22 protein-coding genes are annotated in these 19,144 nt (G+C 69.3%); 14 read left to right on the forward strand and 8 right to left on the reverse strand.

Annotation, left to right across the window (positions count from 1 at the left end):
- Window positions 1-89 precede the first annotated feature (89 nt).
- On the reverse strand, window positions 90-944 hold the full coding sequence (locus tag PUR53_RS02500; RefSeq protein ID WP_329897715.1) for an RNA polymerase sigma factor SigF: 855 nt from the start codon (window positions 942-944) through the stop codon (window positions 90-92).
- Between the two features lie 296 nt (window positions 945-1,240).
- On the opposite strand from PUR53_RS02500, the gene PUR53_RS02505 reads away from it, so the two are divergent.
- Window positions 1,241-1,600, forward strand: a complete 360-nt coding sequence (locus tag PUR53_RS02505) for an STAS domain-containing protein (protein ID WP_329897716.1) — start codon at window positions 1,241-1,243, stop codon at window positions 1,598-1,600.
- A complete protein-coding gene (locus tag PUR53_RS02510; RefSeq protein ID WP_329897717.1) occupies window positions 1,597-2,532 on the forward strand; it encodes an anti-sigma factor RsbA family regulatory protein in 936 nt (311 codons plus the stop codon). The genes PUR53_RS02505 and PUR53_RS02510 overlap by 4 nt, the downstream gene beginning before the upstream one ends.
- A 708-nt stretch (window positions 2,533-3,240) precedes the next feature.
- Here PUR53_RS02510 and PUR53_RS02515 read toward each other — a convergent pair.
- Together PUR53_RS02515 and PUR53_RS02520 are read right to left on the reverse strand one after the other, a co-directional pair.
- The gene (locus PUR53_RS02515; RefSeq protein WP_329897718.1) at window positions 3,241-3,399 is read right to left on the reverse strand and encodes a hypothetical protein; all 159 of its coding nucleotides are present in this window, start codon (window positions 3,397-3,399) and stop codon (window positions 3,241-3,243) included.
- A gap of 167 nt (window positions 3,400-3,566) precedes the next feature.
- Complete coding sequence (locus PUR53_RS02520) at window positions 3,567-4,229, reverse strand: GntR family transcriptional regulator (protein WP_329907221.1); 663 nt, start codon at window positions 4,227-4,229, stop codon at window positions 3,567-3,569.
- 128 nt (window positions 4,230-4,357) lie between these two features.
- On the opposite strand from PUR53_RS02520, the gene PUR53_RS02525 reads away from it, so the two are divergent.
- The 6 genes from PUR53_RS02525 to PUR53_RS02550 all read left to right on the forward strand — a co-directional run bounded on the left by PUR53_RS02525 (window position 4,358) and on the right by PUR53_RS02550 (window position 8,723).
- Complete coding sequence (locus PUR53_RS02525; protein ID WP_329907222.1) at window positions 4,358-4,789, forward strand: VOC family protein; 432 nt, start codon at window positions 4,358-4,360, stop codon at window positions 4,787-4,789.
- 49 nt (window positions 4,790-4,838) lie between these two features.
- Window positions 4,839-5,492, forward strand: a complete 654-nt coding sequence (locus PUR53_RS02530) for an NAD(P)H-binding protein (RefSeq protein WP_329897721.1) — start codon at window positions 4,839-4,841, stop codon at window positions 5,490-5,492.
- 48 nt (window positions 5,493-5,540) lie between these two features.
- Window positions 5,541-5,942, forward strand: coding sequence for a RidA family protein (locus tag PUR53_RS02535; protein WP_329907223.1), 402 nt, complete (start codon window positions 5,541-5,543; stop codon window positions 5,940-5,942).
- A gap of 2 nt (window positions 5,943-5,944) precedes the next feature.
- Complete coding sequence (locus tag PUR53_RS02540; protein WP_329907224.1) at window positions 5,945-6,613, forward strand: SDR family oxidoreductase; 669 nt, start codon at window positions 5,945-5,947, stop codon at window positions 6,611-6,613.
- 82 nt (window positions 6,614-6,695) lie between these two features.
- Complete coding sequence (locus tag PUR53_RS02545) at window positions 6,696-7,805, forward strand: NADH:flavin oxidoreductase/NADH oxidase (RefSeq protein ID WP_329897724.1); 1,110 nt, start codon at window positions 6,696-6,698, stop codon at window positions 7,803-7,805.
- 81 nt (window positions 7,806-7,886) lie between these two features.
- Window positions 7,887-8,723, forward strand: a complete 837-nt coding sequence (locus PUR53_RS02550; protein ID WP_329907225.1) for a hypothetical protein — start codon at window positions 7,887-7,889, stop codon at window positions 8,721-8,723.
- Between the two features lie 305 nt (window positions 8,724-9,028).
- Here PUR53_RS02550 and PUR53_RS02555 read toward each other — a convergent pair whose 3' ends face one another.
- Together PUR53_RS02555 and PUR53_RS02560 are read right to left on the reverse strand one after the other, a co-directional pair.
- Window positions 9,029-9,172, reverse strand: a complete 144-nt coding sequence (locus PUR53_RS02555; RefSeq protein WP_329907226.1) for a hypothetical protein — start codon at window positions 9,170-9,172, stop codon at window positions 9,029-9,031.
- A 16-nt stretch (window positions 9,173-9,188) separates the two neighbouring features.
- Entirely contained in the window at window positions 9,189-9,434 is a 246-nt protein-coding gene (locus PUR53_RS02560; RefSeq protein WP_329907227.1) for a hypothetical protein, read from the reverse strand.
- A gap of 545 nt (window positions 9,435-9,979) precedes the next feature.
- Between PUR53_RS02560 and PUR53_RS02565 the strand changes: the two genes are divergently transcribed.
- Together PUR53_RS02565 and PUR53_RS02570 are read left to right on the forward strand one after the other, a co-directional pair.
- Entirely contained in the window at window positions 9,980-10,195 is a 216-nt protein-coding gene (locus PUR53_RS02565; RefSeq protein ID WP_329897728.1) for a hypothetical protein, read from the forward strand.
- 335 nt (window positions 10,196-10,530) lie between these two features.
- Complete coding sequence (locus tag PUR53_RS02570) at window positions 10,531-11,301, forward strand: TSUP family transporter (RefSeq protein ID WP_329897729.1); 771 nt, start codon at window positions 10,531-10,533, stop codon at window positions 11,299-11,301.
- Between the two features lie 22 nt (window positions 11,302-11,323).
- On the opposite strand, the gene PUR53_RS02575 is transcribed toward PUR53_RS02570, so the two are convergent.
- The 3 genes from PUR53_RS02575 to trhA form a co-directional block, all read right to left on the reverse strand.
- Window positions 11,324-12,049 carry a Mut7-C RNAse domain-containing protein gene (locus PUR53_RS02575; protein WP_329907228.1) on the reverse strand — a complete coding sequence of 242 codons (726 nt, stop codon included), beginning with the start codon at window positions 12,047-12,049 and terminating at the stop codon, window positions 11,324-11,326.
- A 33-nt stretch (window positions 12,050-12,082) separates the two neighbouring features.
- On the reverse strand, window positions 12,083-12,760 hold the full coding sequence (locus tag PUR53_RS02580; RefSeq protein ID WP_329907229.1) for a TetR/AcrR family transcriptional regulator: 678 nt from the start codon (window positions 12,758-12,760) through the stop codon (window positions 12,083-12,085).
- Window positions 12,761-12,907: 147 nt separating this feature from the next.
- Window positions 12,908-13,666 carry a PAQR family membrane homeostasis protein TrhA gene (gene trhA / locus PUR53_RS02585; RefSeq protein ID WP_329897732.1) on the reverse strand — a complete coding sequence of 253 codons (759 nt, stop codon included), beginning with the start codon at window positions 13,664-13,666 and terminating at the stop codon, window positions 12,908-12,910.
- Between the two features lie 350 nt (window positions 13,667-14,016).
- Between trhA and PUR53_RS02590 the strand changes: the two genes are divergently transcribed.
- The 4 genes from PUR53_RS02590 (at window position 14,017) to PUR53_RS02605 (ending at window position 19,117) form a co-directional block, all read left to right on the forward strand.
- Complete coding sequence (locus PUR53_RS02590; protein ID WP_329897733.1) at window positions 14,017-15,855, forward strand: phosphoenolpyruvate carboxykinase (GTP); 1,839 nt, start codon at window positions 14,017-14,019, stop codon at window positions 15,853-15,855.
- A 411-nt stretch (window positions 15,856-16,266) separates the two neighbouring features.
- On the forward strand, window positions 16,267-17,256 hold the full coding sequence (locus tag PUR53_RS02595; protein WP_329897734.1) for a serine/threonine-protein kinase: 990 nt from the start codon (window positions 16,267-16,269) through the stop codon (window positions 17,254-17,256).
- Window positions 17,243-17,770: a hypothetical protein gene (locus PUR53_RS02600; RefSeq protein ID WP_329907230.1), complete on the forward strand. Its 528-nt coding sequence runs from the start codon at window positions 17,243-17,245 to the stop codon at window positions 17,768-17,770. The genes PUR53_RS02595 and PUR53_RS02600 overlap by 14 nt, the downstream gene beginning before the upstream one ends.
- A gap of 354 nt (window positions 17,771-18,124) precedes the next feature.
- Window positions 18,125-19,117 carry a hypothetical protein gene (locus tag PUR53_RS02605; protein ID WP_329897736.1) on the forward strand — a complete coding sequence of 331 codons (993 nt, stop codon included), beginning with the start codon at window positions 18,125-18,127 and terminating at the stop codon, window positions 19,115-19,117.
- Window positions 19,118-19,144: the final 27 nt, after the last annotated feature.

The following is a 19,144-nucleotide window of genomic DNA, read 5'->3' on the forward strand; positions in this document are numbered from 1 at the left end:
GGCCGACGCGATCGGGCCCAGCCCTGCGCGGCACCAGTTCAGTCGCCGCGTGGGTGTTTCGCGGATCGGCGGGTTTGCGGCGACGGTCTTCAGCCGGTGGTGAGCATGCCTTCGCGTAGGCGTTTCAGGGTGCGGGAGAGCAGCCGGGAGACGTGCATCTGGGAGCAGCCGAGGCGTTCGCCGATCTGGGCTTGCGTGAGTTCGTCGACGAAGCGCCAGTGGATGATCTGCCGGGACCGTTCGTCGAGGTCGGCGATGAGGGGGGCGAGGGCGTGGAAGTCCTCTACCAGTTCGATGGCGGTGTCGTCGGCGCCGATGAAGTCGGCCAGGACGCTCTCGCCGTCCTGGCTGCCGGAGAGGGCGGCGTCCAGGGAGGCGGAGGTGTAGCCGTTGGCGGCGCGGCGGGCCTCGATGACCTCTTCCTCGGAGAGGTTCATCAGTTCGGCCAGTTCCCTGACCGTGGGGCTGCGGTCCAGACGGGACTGCAGTTCCTCGGTGGCGCGGGCCAGTTGGACGCGGGCCTCCTGCAGACGGCGGGGCACGTGCACGGCCCAGCTGGTGTCGCGGAAGAACCGTTTGATCTCGCCCACGATGTAGGGGATGGCGAAAGAGGTGAACTCCACCTCGCGTGACAGCTCGAACCGGTCGATCGCCTTGATCAGGCCGATGATGCCGACCTGGACGATGTCTTCCATCTCCTGCGGTCCGCGGCTGCGGAAGCGGCCGGCCGCGTAGCGCACGAGGGAGGTGTTCATCTCGATCAGCGTGTTGCGCGCGTACTGGTATTCGGGCGTGCCCTCCTCCAGCAGCGCCAGCCGCTGGAAGAACTCCTTCGACAGCGACCGGGCGTCCTTCGGTAGGACCCTCAGCGGGTCGGCCACCTCAGGCAGGTCAGCCGCGAGTTGGTCGACCACGCCCGAATGGGTCACCGCTGTCACCGTCATGCGCTTCATCCCTTCCCCAGTGCCGGCTCTCGGCCCCTGGCACGATTGCGCGCCGAGAGGCCGCGCCTACCCCCCATCCCGCAGATCATGCCGACCAGCACGCTCTCGGCCGTCCCGCCGGGCGGACCAGAACCCGACGCTCCGCAACAAGCGGGTCCGGAGAGGGCGTTGGTCCGCGACCGGGCTCCGGTGCGAGGCGTGCGGGGTGGGGGCTGTGGGGCTGGTATAGATAGGGAGTCGGCGTCTGCGATCGGGGTAGACGCTCACGATGGACGCTGCGTGGTGAGGGGAAAAGCGTGGATGTCCCGGTCGATGCGGAGAACCGGTCCGGTGCGCCGTCACACGGCGCGACCGGGCTGGAGGTCTATCCACTGCCGGGACGTGCCGGTGTGCGTGCGGCCGGGGAAGTCAATGCCCACACACGCCCGGCGTGGATCGAGGCGCTCGGTCAGCTCACGCAGCGGGGTGAGGACCTTGTGCACGTGGACATGTCCCAAGTGATCTTCATCGACGTGGCGGGGGTGACGGAGCTGGCGATGGCCGCGCAGTCGCTGCGCGGCGGGCGGCGGATCGTGGTGCAGCAGCCGCCGCCGCAGGTGCCACGCGTACTGGAGCTGTTCTGGCCCGGCCTGGGCGGGATCGAGGTGGCACCATGACTCGCACCGTTGCCGAGGCCGAGCAGTTTGTGCATCCGGCGCTGTTCTATCGCGGCGAGCAGCAGTACCTGGCCGGCACGGTTCCCTTCGTGCTGGAGGGTCTGGCCGCCGGCGAACCCGTGGCGGTGGCTGCACCGCCGGAACGCCTGCAAATGATCAAGAACGGCCTGGGCGAGCAGGCCGGGCAGGTGCACTTCGTGGACATGACGCAGGCCGGCCGCAACCCCGGGCGGATCATCCCGAACATTCTGCGCCGGTTCGCCGACGCCCACACCACCGGTCGGGTGCGGATCATCGGGGAGCCGATCTGGCCCGGCCGCACCAGCACCGAGTATCCGGCGTGCGTGCAGCACGAGGCGCTGATCAACGCGGCGTTCACCGGACGTGCGGTGACGATCCTGTGCCCGTACGACGCCGAGGGCCTCGCTCCGCAGGTGCTGGAGGATGCCTGGGCCACCCATCCGCTGGTCATCGACGAGGACGGCGGCAAGACATCGGCCGCCTACCAGTGGGAGACGGTCGTCGCCCGCTACAACCAGGCGCTGCCGGTGCCGCCGCAGGCCGAGACTGCCTCGTTCCACGGCAGCGGTGAACTGCACGAGGTGCGTGAGTTCGCCGTGTTGTGCGGCAAGCGGCTGGGGCTGGACGGGCGCCAGCTGCAGGACCTGGAACTGGCGGTGGCGGAGTTGACCACCAACAGCGTCATCCACGGAGCCGGCGGCGGCACACTGCGGATCTGGAGCGAGGACGAGCAGGTCGTCTGCGAGGTGCACGATGCGGGCCGGCTGGCCGATCCGCTGGCCGGACGTCGCCCCCAGGCCCCCGGCCGGCCCGGCGGACGAGGACTGCTGCTGGTCAACCACGTCGCCGACCTGGTGCGGATCCACACCAGCCAGGACGGCACCACCATCCGCTTCTACCTCAGCCGCTGACGCTTCCGAACGGTCGGGTGCGGCTTGGCATACTTCCTGGTCATGGACGCTGTGCACCATGAGGGAATGCCTGTGCGCGACGGAGGGCAGGCGGCGTCGGGTCCCGTCAGCGTCGCGGGCGATGGTCTCCCCCAGCTCTCCGTCGAGGCTTCCTCGACCCGTCCCCACGCCCGGCGACGCGCCGTACACCGCCTGGTTCCAGCATCGTCTCCCCCACCGACGACGTCGTGGACGACGTGATCTGGTCCCTGCACCACCTGCAACCCCCGGATCGCGCACGCGCTGCTCAGCGAGATCCGGCCCGGCGACCTGCTGCACGTCTCCGGTCTCCTCACCCAGAACGATGACCCGGCGAAGCCCGCCAGCTCACCGTCGGCTCTCTGGAGGGCCGGCCACCGTACCGGCCCGAACACTGCGGGAGACGTCCTCGACAGGTAACACCGGCGACACCACCCAGCGCAGCCCCGTTCGGAGCCTGCCTGGTGGGCATCCCGGCGGCGTCAAAGTCGACAGTGTCAGGGCCGATCAGGGTCATGTGCTGCTTGGGCTCGGCCGGCCCTTCCTGCCAGTTGTCCTCCACGACGGTGCGGGCGGGCAGGGTGGGACTGGCGTACCCCTTGTCGCCCGGGTCCTCGGACGAGAACGACTGAGGCGCCCAAGGAACCTCGATCACTTCCCCGCCGCATGGGCCGATATCAGCGTGTGCGGCTACTTCGTCGGCTGGGCCGCTTCCAGGAGCTGCTTCACCGCAGTCGCGTTCTTGCCATGGGCTTCCTTCTCCAGGCCCTGAAGTTCACCGGTGTTCTCGCCGGTGCTGGTCTTCCCGTCCCTCTCGCCGGTGCCGACCTTTCCGTCGTCGTAGGGCATCGCCCTGCTCGTAGCGGGGCTCGCCCTGCCAGGCGAATTCGCGCTCGCTGCCGCCCTCCCACCACCAGCCCAGGAGCTCGACCGGGTAGGTCTGCCTCCCGGCTCCGTCGGACTCGTGTTCATTGGACGCCCGGGCCGCCTGTCGTCATTCGATCGTCTGCCGACACTCAGGCAGTGGTTCCGGCGACCACGTCGACGGCGTGGCGCCGGTGTGCTGCGAAGAGGTCGAGGGCGGTGTTGGTGTCCCGGGCGCGCAGTGCGGTGACGAGTCCGTGGTGCTCGCGCGGGATGCAGTCGAGGTAGCCGACGGTGCTGCGGCCGATCCGGGTCAGCAGGAACAGGTGGACCTGGCACCGTATGCCGTCCCAGGCGTCGGCGAGGCGCTGGTGCCCTGCGGCGGCGAACACCGCGTCGTGGAAGGCGATGTCAAGGCGCACCATCTCGTGCGCATCGCCGGCCCGCTCCATCATGTCGGCCGCCTTCGCGATGGAGGCGAGGGCTTCGTCCGAGGCGTGGGCGATCACCTGCCGTACGGCGAGGTCCTCCAGCGCGCCGCGCAGGCTGTCGAGCTCAGCCACGTCCTCGGCGGACAGCGTCGTCACCGTTGTGCCCCGGTGCCACGCACAGTGCACCAGGCCCTCGCGCTCCAGCAGCCGCAGCGCCTCGCGCACCGGGCCGCGGCTGACGTCCATCTCGCCGGACAGCTCCACCTCGCGCAGCTGCTCGCCCGGGGCGTAGGCCCCGTTGAAGATGGCCTCGCGGATGCGGTCCGCGACCTCGTCGGCCAGACCCCGGCGGCGAGCCGGGGTCACCTTGCCCTGATCACTCATGCCCGAATTGCACCTCCTCCATCAATGACCTAATGTTAACATTCAGACGTTGTCGTGATGTCAACATTAGGACAAGCCGAGCAGGATCGCCCACGGGCCGCTCCGCTCCCCGGCAGGAAGGCAGTGCCATGACCGTTCTCGACTCCCCGATCCCCCGCTTCCACCTGGCCGTGCCGGTCGACGACCTGGCTGCCGCGCGCCGCTTCTACGGCGACGTCCTGGGCCTGGAGCAGGGCCGCAGTGCGGACACGTGGGTGGACTGGAATCTGCACGGCCATCAGTTCGTCACGCACCTCGCGCCGGAGCGCGCGCAGCGCATACACAATCCGGTCGACGGCCACGACGTACCCGTGCCGCACTTCGGTCTGGTTCTGACGCTCGAGGCCTTCCAGGGGTTCGCCGAGCGGCTTCGGGCGGCGGGCACCGAGTTCGTCATCGAGCCGTACGTGCGTTTCGCGGGCCAGAAGGGCGAGCAGTGGACGATGTTCCTCCTCGACCCGGCCGGCAACGCGCTGGAGTTCAAGGCGTTCGCCGACGACTCGCAGGTGTTCGCCGCCTGACCGGCGGCCGGCACCACCCGCCCCCACACGCGAAAGACGGGACGAGCTCATGAAGGTGTTCCAGATCGGCGCTGCCGGAGGAGTCGGCCGCCGCCTCACTCAACTCCTCACCGCACGCGGTGACTTTGTGACCGGCATGCACCGCGGGCCCGCTCAGGGTGAGACGGTGCGGGCGGCCGGCGGGACTCCGGTGGTCGGTGATCTCATCGCAGACTCGGTCGAGGATCTGGCCGGCAGGATGCGCGGCCATGACGCCGTGGTCTTCTCGGCCGGCGCACACGGCACCGGTCAGGACAAGACGACCCTCATCGACGGCCGTGGCCTTCAAAAGGCCGCCGACGCGGCCGCGCTGGCCGGGGTGGCGCGGTTCGTCCTCGTCTCGGTGTTCCCCGACGCGCTGCGCGACGGGACACGTAGTGAGGGCTTCGAGCACTACATCAAGGTCAAGAAGACCGCCGACGTCTATCTGACGCGCTCCGATCTGGACTGGCTGATCGTCCGTCCCGGAACCCTTCTGGACACCCCCGGCACCGGCCGGGTCACCGCCGGTCCCGCCGTCGAGTACGGCGACGTGCACCGCGACGACGTCGCCGCGTTCCTCGACGCCGCCCTGCACGCGCCGGCCCTCAGCCGCGTGATCGTCGAGCTCACCTCCGGTGACACCCCCGTCGCGGACGCCGTCACCCGCCTCGCGGCCGCCTGAGCTCACACCCGCACCTCAACCACAGCACCATCAGCAAGGAGAAGCACCATGACCGCCATCGATTCCTACAGCCACGACATCTCCGGTGAGAAGGAGTTCGGGTTCGCCCAGGCCATCAAGGTCGGCGACACCATCTACGTCTCCGGACAGCTCTCCCACGACGAGCAGGGCAACTTCCTCCACCCCGGCGACTTCGACGCCCAACTGAAGCAGTCCTACGCCAACTTCGAGAAGGTGCTCGCCCACTACGGCGCCACCCGTAACCAGGTCGTCTCCGAGACCCAGTTCATCGTGGACCTGCCGAAGTACAACATGGCGATGGCCGCGGCGAACCTGGCCTACTTCGGCGACCACCGCCCCACCAGCTCCACCATCGGCGTCGCCTCGCTGTTCTTCCCGGGCCAGCTCATCGAGGTCAACTTCGTCCTCGACACCCGTCTGCCGGCCTGATCATGAAGGTCGTCATCGCCGGAGGACACGGCAAGGTCGCCCTCCTCCTGGAGCAGCTCCTGTCCGAACGCGGCGATGTGGTCACCGGCCTCATCCGCAACCCGGCCCAGGCCGAGGCGCTGGAGAAGGCCGGGGCCCAGGCCCGGCTCGTAGATCTGGAGAAGGCCGCCAGTGACGAGGTCGCCCGGCATCTGACGGGTGCGGACGCGGTGGTGTTCGCCGCCGGAGCGGGTCCCGGGAGTTCGGTGGGCCGTAAGGACAGCGTGGACCGCGGCGCGGCGATCCTGCTGGCGGACGCCGCCGAGAGCGCCGGTGTCGGACGCTATCTGCTGCTCTCCGCCATGGGCGCCGATCTGCGGGCCGTCGACGACGAGAGCCTCGACCCGGTCTTCCGTACCTATCTGCGGGCCAAGCTCGCGGCCGAGAACGCGATGCGGTCCCGGTCCGCGCTCCGGGCGACGATCGTCCGCCCCGGTCTGCTCGACGATACCCCCGGCACCGGCCGGGTCACGCTCGCCGAGCCGACCGGTCCGGGCCCCATCTGCCGGGCCGATGTCGCCGCCGTCCTGCTGGCACTGCTCGACGAACCGCGGCTGACCGGCCGGACCGTCGAGGTCATCGGCGGCGCCACCCCTATCGCGGATGCCGTGGCGGCCCACGCCGCCCACTGAACTGTCCGTTCCGCCTCTCCCCTCGTCTCCCCATCGACGGCGTTGTCCCGGCCGGCGATGCCCCACCTGAAAGAGAAACACCGTGAGTACTCTGTTCACCCCCCTCAAGCTGCGCTCCCTCCAGATACCCAACCGCGTGTGGATGTCGCCGATGTGCATGTACTCCGCCGCCCCCACCGGCCTGGAGACCGGCGCGCCGACCGACTTCCACCTCGCCCACCTGGCCTCGCGCGCCGCCGGTGGCGCGGGCCTGGTCATGGCCGAGGCCACCGGGGTCCGCCCCGACGGACGGATCAGCCCCTGGGACCTGGGCCTGTGGAACGACCGTCAGCAGGAGGCGTTCGCCAGGATCACCCAGGCCATCAAGGAGTACGGCGCCGTCCCGGCCATCCAGCTCGCCCACGCCGGCCGCAAGGCTTCCGTCGACAAGCCCTGGCTGTCCGACCGGTACGTGCCCGAGAGCGAGGGCGGCTGGCAGACGGTGGCGCCCAGCGCGGTCGCGTACGACGGCCTGCCCGTCCCGCACGAGCTGACCGTGGCCGAGATCCAGCAGCTCGTAGCCGACTTCGCCGACTCCGCCAAGCGCGCCCTGGCCGCCGGCTTTCAGGTCGCCGAGGTGCACGGCGCCCACGGCTACCTCATCAACTCCTTCCTCTCCCCGGTCTCCAACCACCGCACCGACGCCTACGGCGGCAGCTTCGAGAACCGGATCCGCTTCGCCCTGGAGGTCGTCGACGCAGTGCGCGCCGTGTGGCCCGCCGAGCTTCCGGTCTTCTTCCGTACCTCGGCCACCGACTGGCTGACCGAGAACCCCGAGGACACCCGCGAGGGCTGGACCGGTGAGGACACCGTCCGCCTCGCCAAGGAACTGACCGCTCACGGCGTCGACCTGCTCGATGTCTCGACCGGCGGCATGGTCCGCGACGCGAGGATCGTCGCCGGGCCGAACTACCAGGTCCCCTTCGCCGCCCAGACACGCAACCAGGCCGGCATCCCCACCGCCGCCGTCGGCATCATCACCGAGCCGCAGCAGGCCGAGGACGTCATCGCCTCTGGCCAGGCCGACGCCGTCTTCCTCGGCCGCGAACTGCTCCGCAACCCATACTGGGCACAGCACGCCGCCCTCGCACTCGATGCCGAGCCGACCTGGCCGGACCAGTACGCCTACGTCGTCCATCGCCGCAAGCGCTGACCCTCAAGCCACCCTCCTGACCACCAGCCGTCTGCCTCACCAGGCACGATGCGCTGCACCACCTCCCTAGGAGATTGCACGATGGCCGAGCGCCGCAGAGTTCTGTTCGTGACCGACCTCGCCTACCCAGCCCGGGGGCGGCGCTACTGCGACGAGGACATCTTCCTGACCTCCCGACTGCGCGACGCCTTCGACATCGCCCTGTGCCACCCGCTGGACGCCGCCGCGCTGATGGACGCCTTCGACGTGGTGGTGGTCCGTAACAGCGGGCCCGTGCTGCACTACCAGAAGGAGTACGACGCCTTCCGGGAGCAGGCCGTGGCCCGTGACATCCGGGTCTACAACCCGCTATCAGGCCGGGGCGACATGGCCGGCAAGCAGTACCTGCTGGACCTGACCGCCGCCGGATACCCGGTCATCCCCACCATCGACCGGCCCGAGGACCTGCACCTGCTGCCCGAGGCCGCCCAGTACGCGGTCAAGCCGAAAGCGGGCGCGGACTCCATCGGCCTGACTTTCCTGCCCCGAGAGCAGCTGAGCGACCTCGTCTACGGCGACATCCTGGTCCAGCCGCGCATCGACTTCCGCTACGAGGTGTCCCTCTACTACGTCGACGACACCTTCCAATACGCCCTTCACGCCCCCGACCCCGAGCGCCGCTGGGTCCTCGAGCCCTACGAGCCCGCCGACGCCGACCTGGCCTTCGCCCGGCGCTTCATCGACTGGAACACCCTCGACCACGGCATCCAGCGCGTGGACGCCTGCCGCACCCGGGAAGGCGATCTGCTCCTCGTGGAGCTGGAGGACCTCAACCCGTACCTGTCCCTGGACCTGGTCTCCGACCGGACCCGTGACGCGTTCGTGGCGAGCATGGCGGCATCCCTCCACCGGTTCCTGGAGGCTCAGCCCCGCGTCTGAGATGGCATACGAGCCCTCAAGAGCGATCGCGGCCCTGGGCAGGCATGCCGCGATACAGGGTGACGACAGACGGCGAGGCTGCCGGTGCTCAGGCAGCTCGGAGCACCGCAGCCCAGGTCGCCCCGCAGGACGAGCATGTTCGGCCAGGTGACGACCTCGCACCACCTCTAGGACGCCTTGGGGAAGGCGAAGGTCAGGTGCCGGTAGATCCCGTCGTCCTTGAGGACGGTCATCGTCGCGCCCTCGCGGTCGGCGGTGGTCTTCCCGACGTACAACGACCCGCCTTGGGGCGGCGGATGCGGCGCTCACTCCTCCTGGCCGTCGTCGTCATCGTCGAGGTCGGCGGCGTCCGGGTCGCGCAGGGGCCGCAGCCCCTTGACCGGCTGGGAGGCGGTGAAGCTGTAGCGCGTCGTCCACAGCCCCGTGCGGCAACTGCTGGAACTCTTCACCCCCTAGCACTGAGGTTCAGCGGCCGAGGCCGGAAAGTCCGTGGCCCATGACGCTGGCGTTCAGGAGGAGCAGGACCATCACCGTGATCACGGTGTTCTTGGCGACCATGAACTGGCTGACGCTGTCCAGGAACGACGCGGTGCGCTGCCCGCCGGCGAGGTGGATGACGACGGAGCCGAGAACCGGAACGGCAGATGAACCGTGCTCGATTGACTTGGGAAACAACAGTTCGCAATAGGCGAGAGAACTGGCGGACGTCATCGGCTCACAAGATGGCTACGCTCCTTGGATGCCTCTTCTCAGGAGTTCGTCATCGACCGCGTGAAGCCTCTCTCGCCACTCCCGCGCGGCCTTGGGGTTACGGCCCATGCCACGCGCCACGGCACTCTCAACTCGCTGAGCGGCGAAGGCCCGGCGCTCCCGCAGTTGCTCGACAGACAGGCCGACTAGATCGGCGTACCAGTTGTCGTAGAGCTTCCAACGACTCATGACCCCAGGGTGCAGACAACCGCGCCCCGAAGGCTCACCAATTTCAGGCGCCTACGGTGGGCCGCACTCGTCCGCACCATAAGCGCACCAGAAGGAGCGGGAACAGCGGGGAACCACGGTGAACGCAGTCACGGCCGACGAGGCCGCTCCGTAGCCGCTCGCCCAGGTCAGCACCCGAACTGCCCCCAAATGCTCGCAGTCTCCCAAGCTGGCGCACTGGATCTGCGACCGCGTCCGGCCGTCGCAACTTGCCGTGGACGAAGACGGGGTAGCCGCAGCTCTGTGTAGATGCGGCGGTGACCTGGCACGATCAAGCTGTGGCCAACTTGTCGAAGATCGCGGATCGTCTGGACGCCGTCATGGACCTGATGGGTCCGGTGATCGGCGTCATCGCGCTGGCAGTGGGCATCCAGACCTACCGTGACGGTGGATCTGTGGGTTGGCTCCTGGCGGGAGCGGCGCTGCTCGTGATCAATCTTTTGGTGGCTTGGCGCAGGCTCTCCGGGCGCCGGCGCCCGGATGCCTCGTCGTAGCGACGCCACATCAAAGGGCTGTCCAGGCGGACCCGGTTGGCCCCTGGTTAGCTGCCTTCGGCTCGTGGTCGGGCAGAAGCAGACGCAGACGCAGACGGATCGAGGCGGGGGCCCCGCCGCCCGCGACGGCCGGGCGCAGGCGGCTGCGGTGCTCGTACCCTCACCCGTTATGACGACACATGCTGTTCCATCCCACCAACTCCGCTGCTGAGCAGGGGAGATGGTCGCTCGCGCCACCCTCATGCTCTTGCAAGTAATATGCATATACCTGTTAAGGTCCTTACGGTTCGTCGGGGGTTTCCGGCGGGCTCGTCGGACGGCAGGGAAGGACCAGGATGGATCCAGAGATAGTCGCCGCCCTTCTGGTGGCCGCGACCGCGGCCGGATGGGTGGACGCCGTAGTGGGGGGCGGTGGGCTGATCCTGATTCCGACGCTGCTGGTGGCGTTTCCCGGCATGGCCCCCGCCACCGTGCTGGGCACCAACAAACTGACGGCGATCACGGGCACCAGCGTCGCCGCCGTCACCTATGCGCGGCGCACCAAACTGGACCGCTCCGTGGCGCTGTCCGCGGCCGGCCTCGCCGTCCCCTCCGCCGGGATCGGCGCCCTGTCCGCGTCGAGCCTGCCGGCCGACTGGTTCCGGCCGTTGATCATGGCCCTGCTCATCGGAGTGGCGGCGTTCGTGACGTTGCGCCCGAGCTTCGGATCCGTGATCGAGACCGCCGACGCCGTCAGCGGGCGGCGGAGGCTGATGGCCATCGGCGTGGCCGGCTGCGGCGTCGGCTTCTACGACGGTGTCTTCGGGCCCGGCACCGGAACCTTCCTCATCATGAGCTTCACCGCCCTGCTGTCCATGGAGTTCCTCCAGAGCTCGGCCCTGGCGAAGATCGTGAACGTGGGGACCAACTTCGGCGCGCTCACGGTCTTCGCCGTGCAGGGCCACGTCCTGTGGACCCTCGGCGCGGGGATGGCCGTCTGCAACATCGTGGGCGCCACCCTCGGAGCCCGGACCGCTCTGAAGCGGGGCTCCGGCTTCATCCGCGGCGTCCTGCTCGTGGTCGTCACCGTGTTGGTGATCAAACTCGCGGTCGACCAGTTCGGATGAGGCCGACGCGGGTCATGACGGCTCACCCCCCGCGCGTCTCCAGCGCCTCCCGCACGATCGCTTCCAGTTGTTCGTGGTGCGCGCCCTTCCAGTAGGCGCGGCCGCAGGTGTCGCACTGGGCGAAGACGTCGTACGAGCGTTCCGTGCCGCCCTCCAGACGGTCCGCCACCTGTTCCTTCGTGGCCGGTTTCAGGCGGCCGTTGCAGGCGGTGCAGCGGGTCCAGGGGCGGAGGTCCGGGGCGAACCGGGCCAGTACGTCCCGGAGTTGTTCGTCCGGCTGGGTGCTGTAGACGTACGCGCCCGCCCACAGTTCACGGCGCCGCAGCAGTCCCCGGTCGCGGCTGAGCATCACCCGTCGCTCGGCGGCGGAGAGCGCGGCCAGGGCCGGGTCGCCGAGGTCCGTGGACTCGTACGCCGCGTCGACACCCAGCAGGCGCAACCGGCGGGCGAGGGTGCCGAGGTGGACGTCGAGGAGGAAGCGGAGCGGGGCGCCCGGCACCTGCTGGGGGCGCCGCACCGGGCGTACGGTCACCGACTCGCCGTCCGCCGGGACGTGCGACACCCGGACCTCGCGGCCGTCCACGACCAGCACGCCCACCTCCGTCAGAGGTACGCCCAGGGACTCCACGACGTGGCCGAGCGTGGAGACCCCGTCGGTGGCCAGCGGCGTCGCCCCGGTGCGGTGGGCGTGGGGGACGAACAGGGCCAGTTCGGGGGCGACTTCGATGTGGATCTCGGCGGGTTTCACCTGGTCAGGATGGCATGGGAGAGCGACGGAGGTTCAGCGGTTTTCCGGGCCGAGGCCGTGCTGGTCCGGGCCGAGGCCGTGCTGGAGGGTGTGCAGGGTGCGGTCCACCAGGTCGGCGAAGTCGTCGCGGTGGTCGTTCTCCGCCCAGTACAGCGTCGTCTCCAGCAGGCCGCCGATCAGGGACATCGCCCAGACCCTGATCTCCAGGCCGTCCGGGTCGCGGCCGGTGCGTTCGCCGATCACGGTGCGGAGGGTGCGGCCCGTGACCGACATGCTCTCCATCATGCGCGCGCGTACCGCCGGGACCTCGACCATCAGGTGGGTGCGCAGCCGGGCGGCCTCCACGTCCTCCTCGACCCCGGTGCGGGCGGCCTCCCGCAGCACGTGCCGGACGCTGTCCGGCCAGGGTTCGTCCGCCGGGCGGGCCCGTAGGTCCTCCAGGAGGATCGGGGCGTACTCGTCGGTGAGGACGATGTCCTCCTTGGTCGGGAAGTAGCGGAAGACGGTCGACGGCGAGACCTCCGCCCGGTCGGCGATCTGCTCGATCGTCGTGGCGTCGTAGCCCTGCTCCCGGACCAGTGCGTACATCGCGGAGCGGATCGCCTCGCGGGTCTTGATCTTCTTCCGCTCACGCAGTCCGAGCCGGGGGCGGTCGGCGGGAGGCGTGGGAGGAGCGGGAGGAGTGGGCGGGCTGGGGCGTGCGGCCGTCATGCGGTCATTGTCGGGCATGATCTTGGGCGGAGCCAGATCGATGACAGTGGCTCGCACAAGGGAGTGACTGTCACTGTGGGGCCCGCCGGCACGGAAATGGCCACGGCTCAGAAGCCGTGGCCAGGAAGCGGAGGGCGGGTCCGCGCGTCACGCGTGCTGGTACGCCACCAGCGAGATCCCCACGTAGTGCGCGATGAACGCCGCCAGGGTCAGGGAGTGGAAGACCTCGTGGAAGCCGAACCAGCGCGGTGAGGGGTCCGGGCGCTTGAGGCCGTAGATGACGCCGCCGATGCTGTACAGGACGCCGCCGACGATCACCAGGACGAGGACCGCGATGCCGCCGGCGCGCATGAAGTCGGGCAGGAAGAAGACCGCCGCCCAGCCCATCGCGATGTAACAGGGGGTGTAGAGCCAGCGCGGGGCGCCGACCCAGAAGACCCGGAAGATGATGCCCGCGAGCGCCGCCGCCCAGATGCCCCACAGCAGCCACTGTCCCTTGGCGCCCGGCAGGAGCAGCATCGTCAGCGGGGTGTAGGTGCCCGCGATGATCAGGAAGATATTGGCGTGATCCAGCCTGCGCAGGATGCCGTCCATGCGCGGGCTCCAGTCGCCCCGGTGGTACAGCGCGCTCACACCGAACAGCAGGCAGGCGGTGAGCGTGAAGATCCCGCAGGCGATGCGACCGCGGGTGGAACCCGCGAGGGCGGTGAGCACCAGGCCGGCGACGAGCACGGCCGGAAACATACCGAGATGGAGCCAGCCCCGGAGTTTGGGCTTGATCTCACCGGAGATCTGGTGGATCTCGTCGGTGATCTGGTGGGCGATCTGATGCGGCAGGGATCGCGTGTCGGAAGGGCGGCCCTCGGCCGGCGTCTTGGTGTGCGCATCGGGGACGGACGCAGTCATGTCTCGCATCGTACCTACGGAACCGTAACTTACGGGAGCGTGCGGGCTGTTCGCGCATACGGAAGTGGCCATCATCTCACGCGGAGGGAGTAAACGGGATACCCGGGCGCACGTCCGGGCACCCATGGTGAACCCGTGGTGACGTAGGGAAACCTCCAGGGCGACATCGGGGGAGTGGCGATGGTCACGATGCTCACGTGGGCGGCCCTCTGGACAGATGGGCGCTCCCGTCGGATGATCAAATGAGTGCGGTCGGCACCGGATGAGCGCCAAGGCAACACCGATGAAGCATCCGGGTCGCAGCCCCCACGGGGCCTCCAACAAAAAATCCCTCATTTTTAGGAGCAATCGTGGCGCGCGACATCGCGGCTCCCCCTTCCACCGTCCCGACCACCCACCGAGAACTCGTGGCGTGGGTGAACGAGATCGCCGAACTGACCGAGCCGGACAACGTGGTCTGGTGCGACGGATCCGAGGCCGAGTACGAGCGCCTGTGCGGGGAGCTCGTCGAGAAGGGCACCTTCCGGAAACTCGACCCGATCAAGCGCCCGAACTCCTACTACGCCGCGTCCGACCCGACCGATGTCGCCCGGGTCGAGGACCGTACGTTCATCTGCTCGGAGAAGGAGGAGGACGCGGGTCCGACCAACCACTGGAAGGCCCCCGCCGAGATGCGGGAGATCTTCCAGGGCGAGGGCGGTGAGAAGGGCGGGCTGTTCCGGGGCTCGATGCGCGGACGCACGATGTACGTCGTCCCGTTCTGCATGGGCCCGCTGGGCTCGCCGCTCTCCGCCATCGGCGTCGAGATCACCGACTCCGCGTACGTCGCCGTCTCCATGCGCACCATGACCCGTATGGGACAGCCCGTGCTGGACGAGCTCGGCTCCGAGGGCTTCTTCGTGAAGGCCGTGCACACCCTCGGCGCCCCGCTGGAGCCCGGTCAGGCCGATGTGCCGTGGCCCTGCAACAGCACCAAGTACATCTCCCACTTCCCCGAGAGCCGCGAGATCTGGTCCTACGGCTCCGGGTACGGCGGCAACGCGCTGCTCGGCAAGAAGTGCTACGCCCTGCGCATCGCCTCGGTGATGGCGCGCGACGAGGGCTGGCTGGCCGAGCACATGCTGATCCTCAAGCTGACCCCGCCGCAGGGCGAGTCCAAGTACGTGGCGGCCGCCTTCCCGTCGGCCTGCGGCAAGACGAACCTCGCGATGCTGGAGCCGACGATCTCCGGCTGGACCGTCGAGACGATCGGCGACGACATCGCGTGGATGCGCTTCGGCGAGGACGGGCAGCTCTACGCCATCAACCCCGAGGCCGGGTTCTTCGGCGTCGCGCCCGGCACCGGTGAGCACACCAACGCCAACGCGATGAAGACGCTCTGGGGCAACTCGGTCTTCACCAACGTCGCCCTGACCGACGACAACGACATCTGGTGGGAGGGGATGACGGAGGAGACTCCGGCGCACCTCACCGACTGGAAGGGCAACGACTGGACGCCGTCCTCCGGGACGCCGGCCGCCCACCCCAACGCCCGCTTCACGGTGCCGGCCGCGCAGTGCCCGATCATCGCGCCCGAGTGGGAGAACCCCAAGGGCGTGCCGATCTCGGCGATCCTCTTCGGCGGCCGCCGCGCCACGGCGGTGCCGCTGGTGACGGAGTCCTTCGACTGGAACCACGGGGTGTTCCTGGGCGCGAACGTCGCCTCGGAGAAGACCGCCGCCGCCGAGGGCAAGGTCGGCGAACTGCGCCGCGACCCCTTCGCGATGCTGCCCTTCTGCGGCTACAACATGGGCGACTACATGGGCCACTGGGTCGACGTCGCCAAGGGCAAGGACCAGGCGAAGCTGCCGAAGATCTACTACGTCAACTGGTTCCGCAAGAACGACGAGGGCAAGTTCGTGTGGCCCGGGTTCGGCGAGAACAGCCGGGTCCTGAAGTGGATCGTGGACCGGCTGGACGGCAAGGCGGACGGGGTGGAGACGCCGATCGGCATCCTGCCGACGGCCGAGGCCCTGGACACGGAGGGGCTGGACCTGTCCTCCTCCGACCTGGACTTCCTGCTGACCGTCGACAAGGAGGTGTGGCGGGAGGAGGCGGCGCTCGTGCCCGAGCACCTCAACACCTTCGGTGATCACACGCCGAAGGAGCTGTGGGACGAGTACCGGGCGCTGGTGAGCCGCCTGGGCTGACGCCCCCTTCTGCTCCGCGACCGGCCGGATATGGGTTGCCCTGACCAGCGACGTCTCCTCGGCCGGTCGCGGATTTTTTGTGCGCGGGTTTTTTTGATGGGCGCCTGGGAGCTCGGGGGTTCGGGTTCGTTGGCGAGTGCGGGCCCGGTGGGGCTTCTCGCGCAGGTCCCCGCGCCCCTGAAAAAGCGGGGCTGCGCCCCTGCTTTTTCGGCCCGAAATGGCCGTAGGCCTTTCAGGGGCGCGGGGAACTGCGCGACCAGCCCCCACCGGACGGACGCTTGGGGGTCGAAGGGGCGCAGCCCCTTCAGGAGGGGACGGGTAGGGGCGGAGGGGGCGAAAAGGGCTGCCGCGCACCGGATTTCGCGGGACACTCGGGACATCCGCACCGAACCCCGAAACGAGGTGACCGGGGTGCGCACACCCATAAGTGACCCCCTGAAGATCGGCCCGTACAAGATAGTCGGCCGCCTCGGCTCCGGCGGCATGGGCTGGGTCTACCTGGGCCGCTCACCCGCCGGCCGGGAATTCGCCGTCAAGGTCGCCCGCCCCGAACTCGCCGCCGAACCCGAGTTCCGCGAACGCTTCGCCCGCGAGGTCGCCGCCGCCCGCGTGGTCAGCGGCGCCTACACCGCCGCCGTCGTCGACGCCGACCCCACCGCCGAACTCCCCTGGCTGGCCACGCTGTACGTCCCCGGACCCTCCCTCGCGGAAGCGGTCCGCGCCGACGGCCCCCTCCCCGAGGCCCAGGTCCGCCCCCTCGGCGCCGGCCTCGTCGAGGCGTTGCAGGCCATCCACGCCGCCCATGTGATCCACCGCGACCTCAAGCCGGCGAACGTGCTGCTCGCCCAGGACGGCCCCCGCGTCATCGACTTCGGCATCTCCCGCGTGGACGGCGCCCCCGGCCTCACCCGCGTCGGTGTCGTCGTCGGCACCCCGTCGTTCATGTCGCCCGAGCAGATCCGCGGCGACCGCGTCGGCCCGCCGAGCGACGTGTTCTCTCTGGGCGGGGTCCTGGTGTACGCGCTCACCGGCCGCCCACCGCACGGCAGCGGGGAGGGCGTGCGCGTCGAGGTCGTCCGGGGAGAGCCCCGGCTCGACGGCGTACCACCGGGACTGCGGCCCGTCATCGCCCGCTGTCTCGCCAAGCGACCCGAGGACCGGCCCCGACTGGCCGAGATCCTGGCCGAGTTGGTGGAGGAGGAGACACGCGTCGAGGCGTGGCCGCCGCCGCAGGTGGCGCGGACCATCGAGGTCCGGTACGAGGAGCTGAGAGAGCGCCATCTGAGCCGTACGACGAGTGAGTCCGTCCCCTCCTGTCTGCTGCTGCACGCGCAGACACTGCTCGACGCCGGGTTGACCGACGCCATGGTCGCCGGGGCGGTGGTCCGTGACGCTTCCTGACTCCTATCCGGGCCGTGACTCCCACCCGGGCCGTGACTCCTTCTCCGGTCGCCACAGCCGCGACTCGTACCCGGGGCGCAACGGCGAGATATACGACCTCGGCACGCACTGGCGGCAGTTGGTGCAGCACTGGGTGGCGCGGCGGAATTACCACACGGTCCATGACACCGTCTCCGTCTCCCTGCAATTCGATCTCCATGAGGCGGGGCGGGTGGTCACCGTGCGCTTCATGACCACCAAAAGGCTGCTCGTGGCCTTCGCGACGGACGGGAATTTCCTCCGGCAGGACCAACTCGCCATTGCCGCCGCCGCGTCGAACGCGTGGAATACCGAACAACTGAACCCCATGCTTTCCGTGTGGGATGTCCGTGGGCCTCGCCCCTGTCTCGCCGGGGTCTGTGATCTGCCGTTGACGTGCCGGATCACCCAGGCGGATTTCGATGCGTTGGCCAATGACTGGGTGGAACGGGCACGGCAGATGTTCAGTCGTTGCCATCAGGTGTTCAAGTTGTAGAAGTGAAAAGCATACTGATCGGACGTCGGCGTAACTCGACGTAATTCCATCGGCGGAATTCGCCAAACCCTTCCGGCCGCCCGGCTGCCTGTTCCACTATTGGATGGGCTTTTTCAGGGCCGCGGGGGCGTGCCTTTCAGGCCACGGGGGGTTGGTGCGATGGGTGCGATCGGGCGTTTGTCGTTTCTGGGTGTGCTGGTGGGGCTGTTGGTCGCGTTGGTGCCAGGGGGCTCCGCCTCGGCCGCGAGGCCGTGTCCGGCCGGCGACTTCAGGCAACGGCTGGTGTGCTGGATCGAACGCGCGGACGAGGGGCCCGTGCTGATCACCCTTGAGGGGCCCTTGGGGTACCAAGCCATGGGCGATGAGCAGGGCGAAGTGTCCCGACTGCTGAGTGCCAAAGCCCACCCATTGGTGGTGCAGGTACGGGACGGTGTGCAGACGGGGCAGGGCGGTACGGCTTTGCTCCTCTTCGCCAAGGGCCTGCTCATCCACCCTGGTGCCAAGGTCGACCGGCTGAAGAAGTCGACGCTGGAGGATCTGAGGAAGAGCGGCTTCTGCGCAGGCGCGGACAGGCTCTGCGGCAAGGTCGGCCCCGGCGAGGGGCCGGACCCGCTCAAGGGATCGGACCTGGCCGACCATGCCGCTGATCCCGATGCCAACAACTTCACCGTGGAGGCCGACGAGGGAGAGGCCAACACTCCCTCGACCTCGTCCGGCGCCCAGGGCGGCCAGGGGGACAGCGACGGCGAGCGGAACGAGAAGGCGAACAACGCGGTCGGCCCCACCGACGACAAGAACTCAGAAGCCGGCTACAGCGGTGCCACTGTGACCGCCTTCTGGATGGCGCTCCTGCTCGCTCTCCTGCTGCTCGCCTTCGTGATCGTCATCCGGCGGTCCAGGGGTCCGGTCGCCGTGGGGCACCGGGCGCCCTCTTCCGGGCGCGCGACCGGCGGGCTCACGCGGGCCGCCCCCACCCGGACCACGCCGGCGCACGCGGCGCGCGGCGGGAGCGGCAGCGGCGGCGCGGGTGGCGACGGGGGCGGCGACGGTGAGGGCGGGGACGAGAGCACCACCCGGCTGCGGGTGGCCTCCGCGCCTCGGCACGGGCGGCACGTGGGGGCCCGGCCGGCGCACGCCCGGACCGCGGTCGTCCGCACCGAACTGCACCCGCAGGGCTATGTCGAGGTCGACCGGGTACTGCGCCGGGCGGTGTGGGCCGAGCCGGAGCGACCGCCACCCGCGCCCGGCAGTCTCGTCGACGTCACCGACGCACGGGACCGCGACTCCGACGTCCTGTACGCCTTCCCACCGACGGCCGCACGGCACGCCAAGGGCACACCCAGGTGATCCGCCCAGGCACCCGGAACATCCGCA

This window comes from Streptomyces sp. SP18BB07 (assembly GCF_036322545.1).
In the GTDB taxonomy this organism is placed as follows: domain Bacteria; phylum Actinomycetota; class Actinomycetes; order Streptomycetales; family Streptomycetaceae; genus Streptomyces; species Streptomyces deccanensis.

What these genes read in the sequence shown, in the direction of transcription:
- PUR53_RS02500 (WP_329897715.1), bottom strand. Translation starts at nt 944, where the DNA reads ATGACGGTGACAGCGGTGACCCATTCGGGCGTGGTCGACCAACTCGCG.
- PUR53_RS02510 (WP_329897717.1), top strand. Translation starts at nt 1,597, where the DNA reads ATGACTCGCACCGTTGCCGAGGCCGAGCAGTTTGTGCATCCGGCGCTG.
- PUR53_RS02515 (WP_329897718.1), bottom strand. Translation starts at nt 3,399, where the DNA reads ATGCCCTACGACGACGGAAAGGTCGGCACCGGCGAGAGGGACGGGAAG.
- PUR53_RS02520 (WP_329907221.1), bottom strand. Translation starts at nt 4,229, where the DNA reads ATGAGTGATCAGGGCAAGGTGACCCCGGCTCGCCGCCGGGGTCTGGCC.
- PUR53_RS02525 (WP_329907222.1), top strand. Translation starts at nt 4,358, where the DNA reads ATGACCGTTCTCGACTCCCCGATCCCCCGCTTCCACCTGGCCGTGCCG.
- PUR53_RS02530 (WP_329897721.1), top strand. Translation starts at nt 4,839, where the DNA reads ATGAAGGTGTTCCAGATCGGCGCTGCCGGAGGAGTCGGCCGCCGCCTC.
- PUR53_RS02535 (WP_329907223.1), top strand. Translation starts at nt 5,541, where the DNA reads ATGACCGCCATCGATTCCTACAGCCACGACATCTCCGGTGAGAAGGAG.
- PUR53_RS02540 (WP_329907224.1), top strand. Translation starts at nt 5,945, where the DNA reads ATGAAGGTCGTCATCGCCGGAGGACACGGCAAGGTCGCCCTCCTCCTG.
- PUR53_RS02550 (WP_329907225.1), top strand. Translation starts at nt 7,887, where the DNA reads ATGGCCGAGCGCCGCAGAGTTCTGTTCGTGACCGACCTCGCCTACCCA.
- PUR53_RS02560 (WP_329907227.1), bottom strand. Translation starts at nt 9,434, where the DNA reads ATGACGTCCGCCAGTTCTCTCGCCTATTGCGAACTGTTGTTTCCCAAG.
- PUR53_RS02570 (WP_329897729.1), top strand. Translation starts at nt 10,531, where the DNA reads ATGGATCCAGAGATAGTCGCCGCCCTTCTGGTGGCCGCGACCGCGGCC.
- PUR53_RS02580 (WP_329907229.1), bottom strand. Translation starts at nt 12,760, where the DNA reads ATGACGGCCGCACGCCCCAGCCCGCCCACTCCTCCCGCTCCTCCCACG.
- trhA (WP_329897732.1), bottom strand. Translation starts at nt 13,666, where the DNA reads ATGACTGCGTCCGTCCCCGATGCGCACACCAAGACGCCGGCCGAGGGC.
- PUR53_RS02605 (WP_329897736.1), top strand. Translation starts at nt 18,125, where the DNA reads ATGGGCGATGAGCAGGGCGAAGTGTCCCGACTGCTGAGTGCCAAAGCC.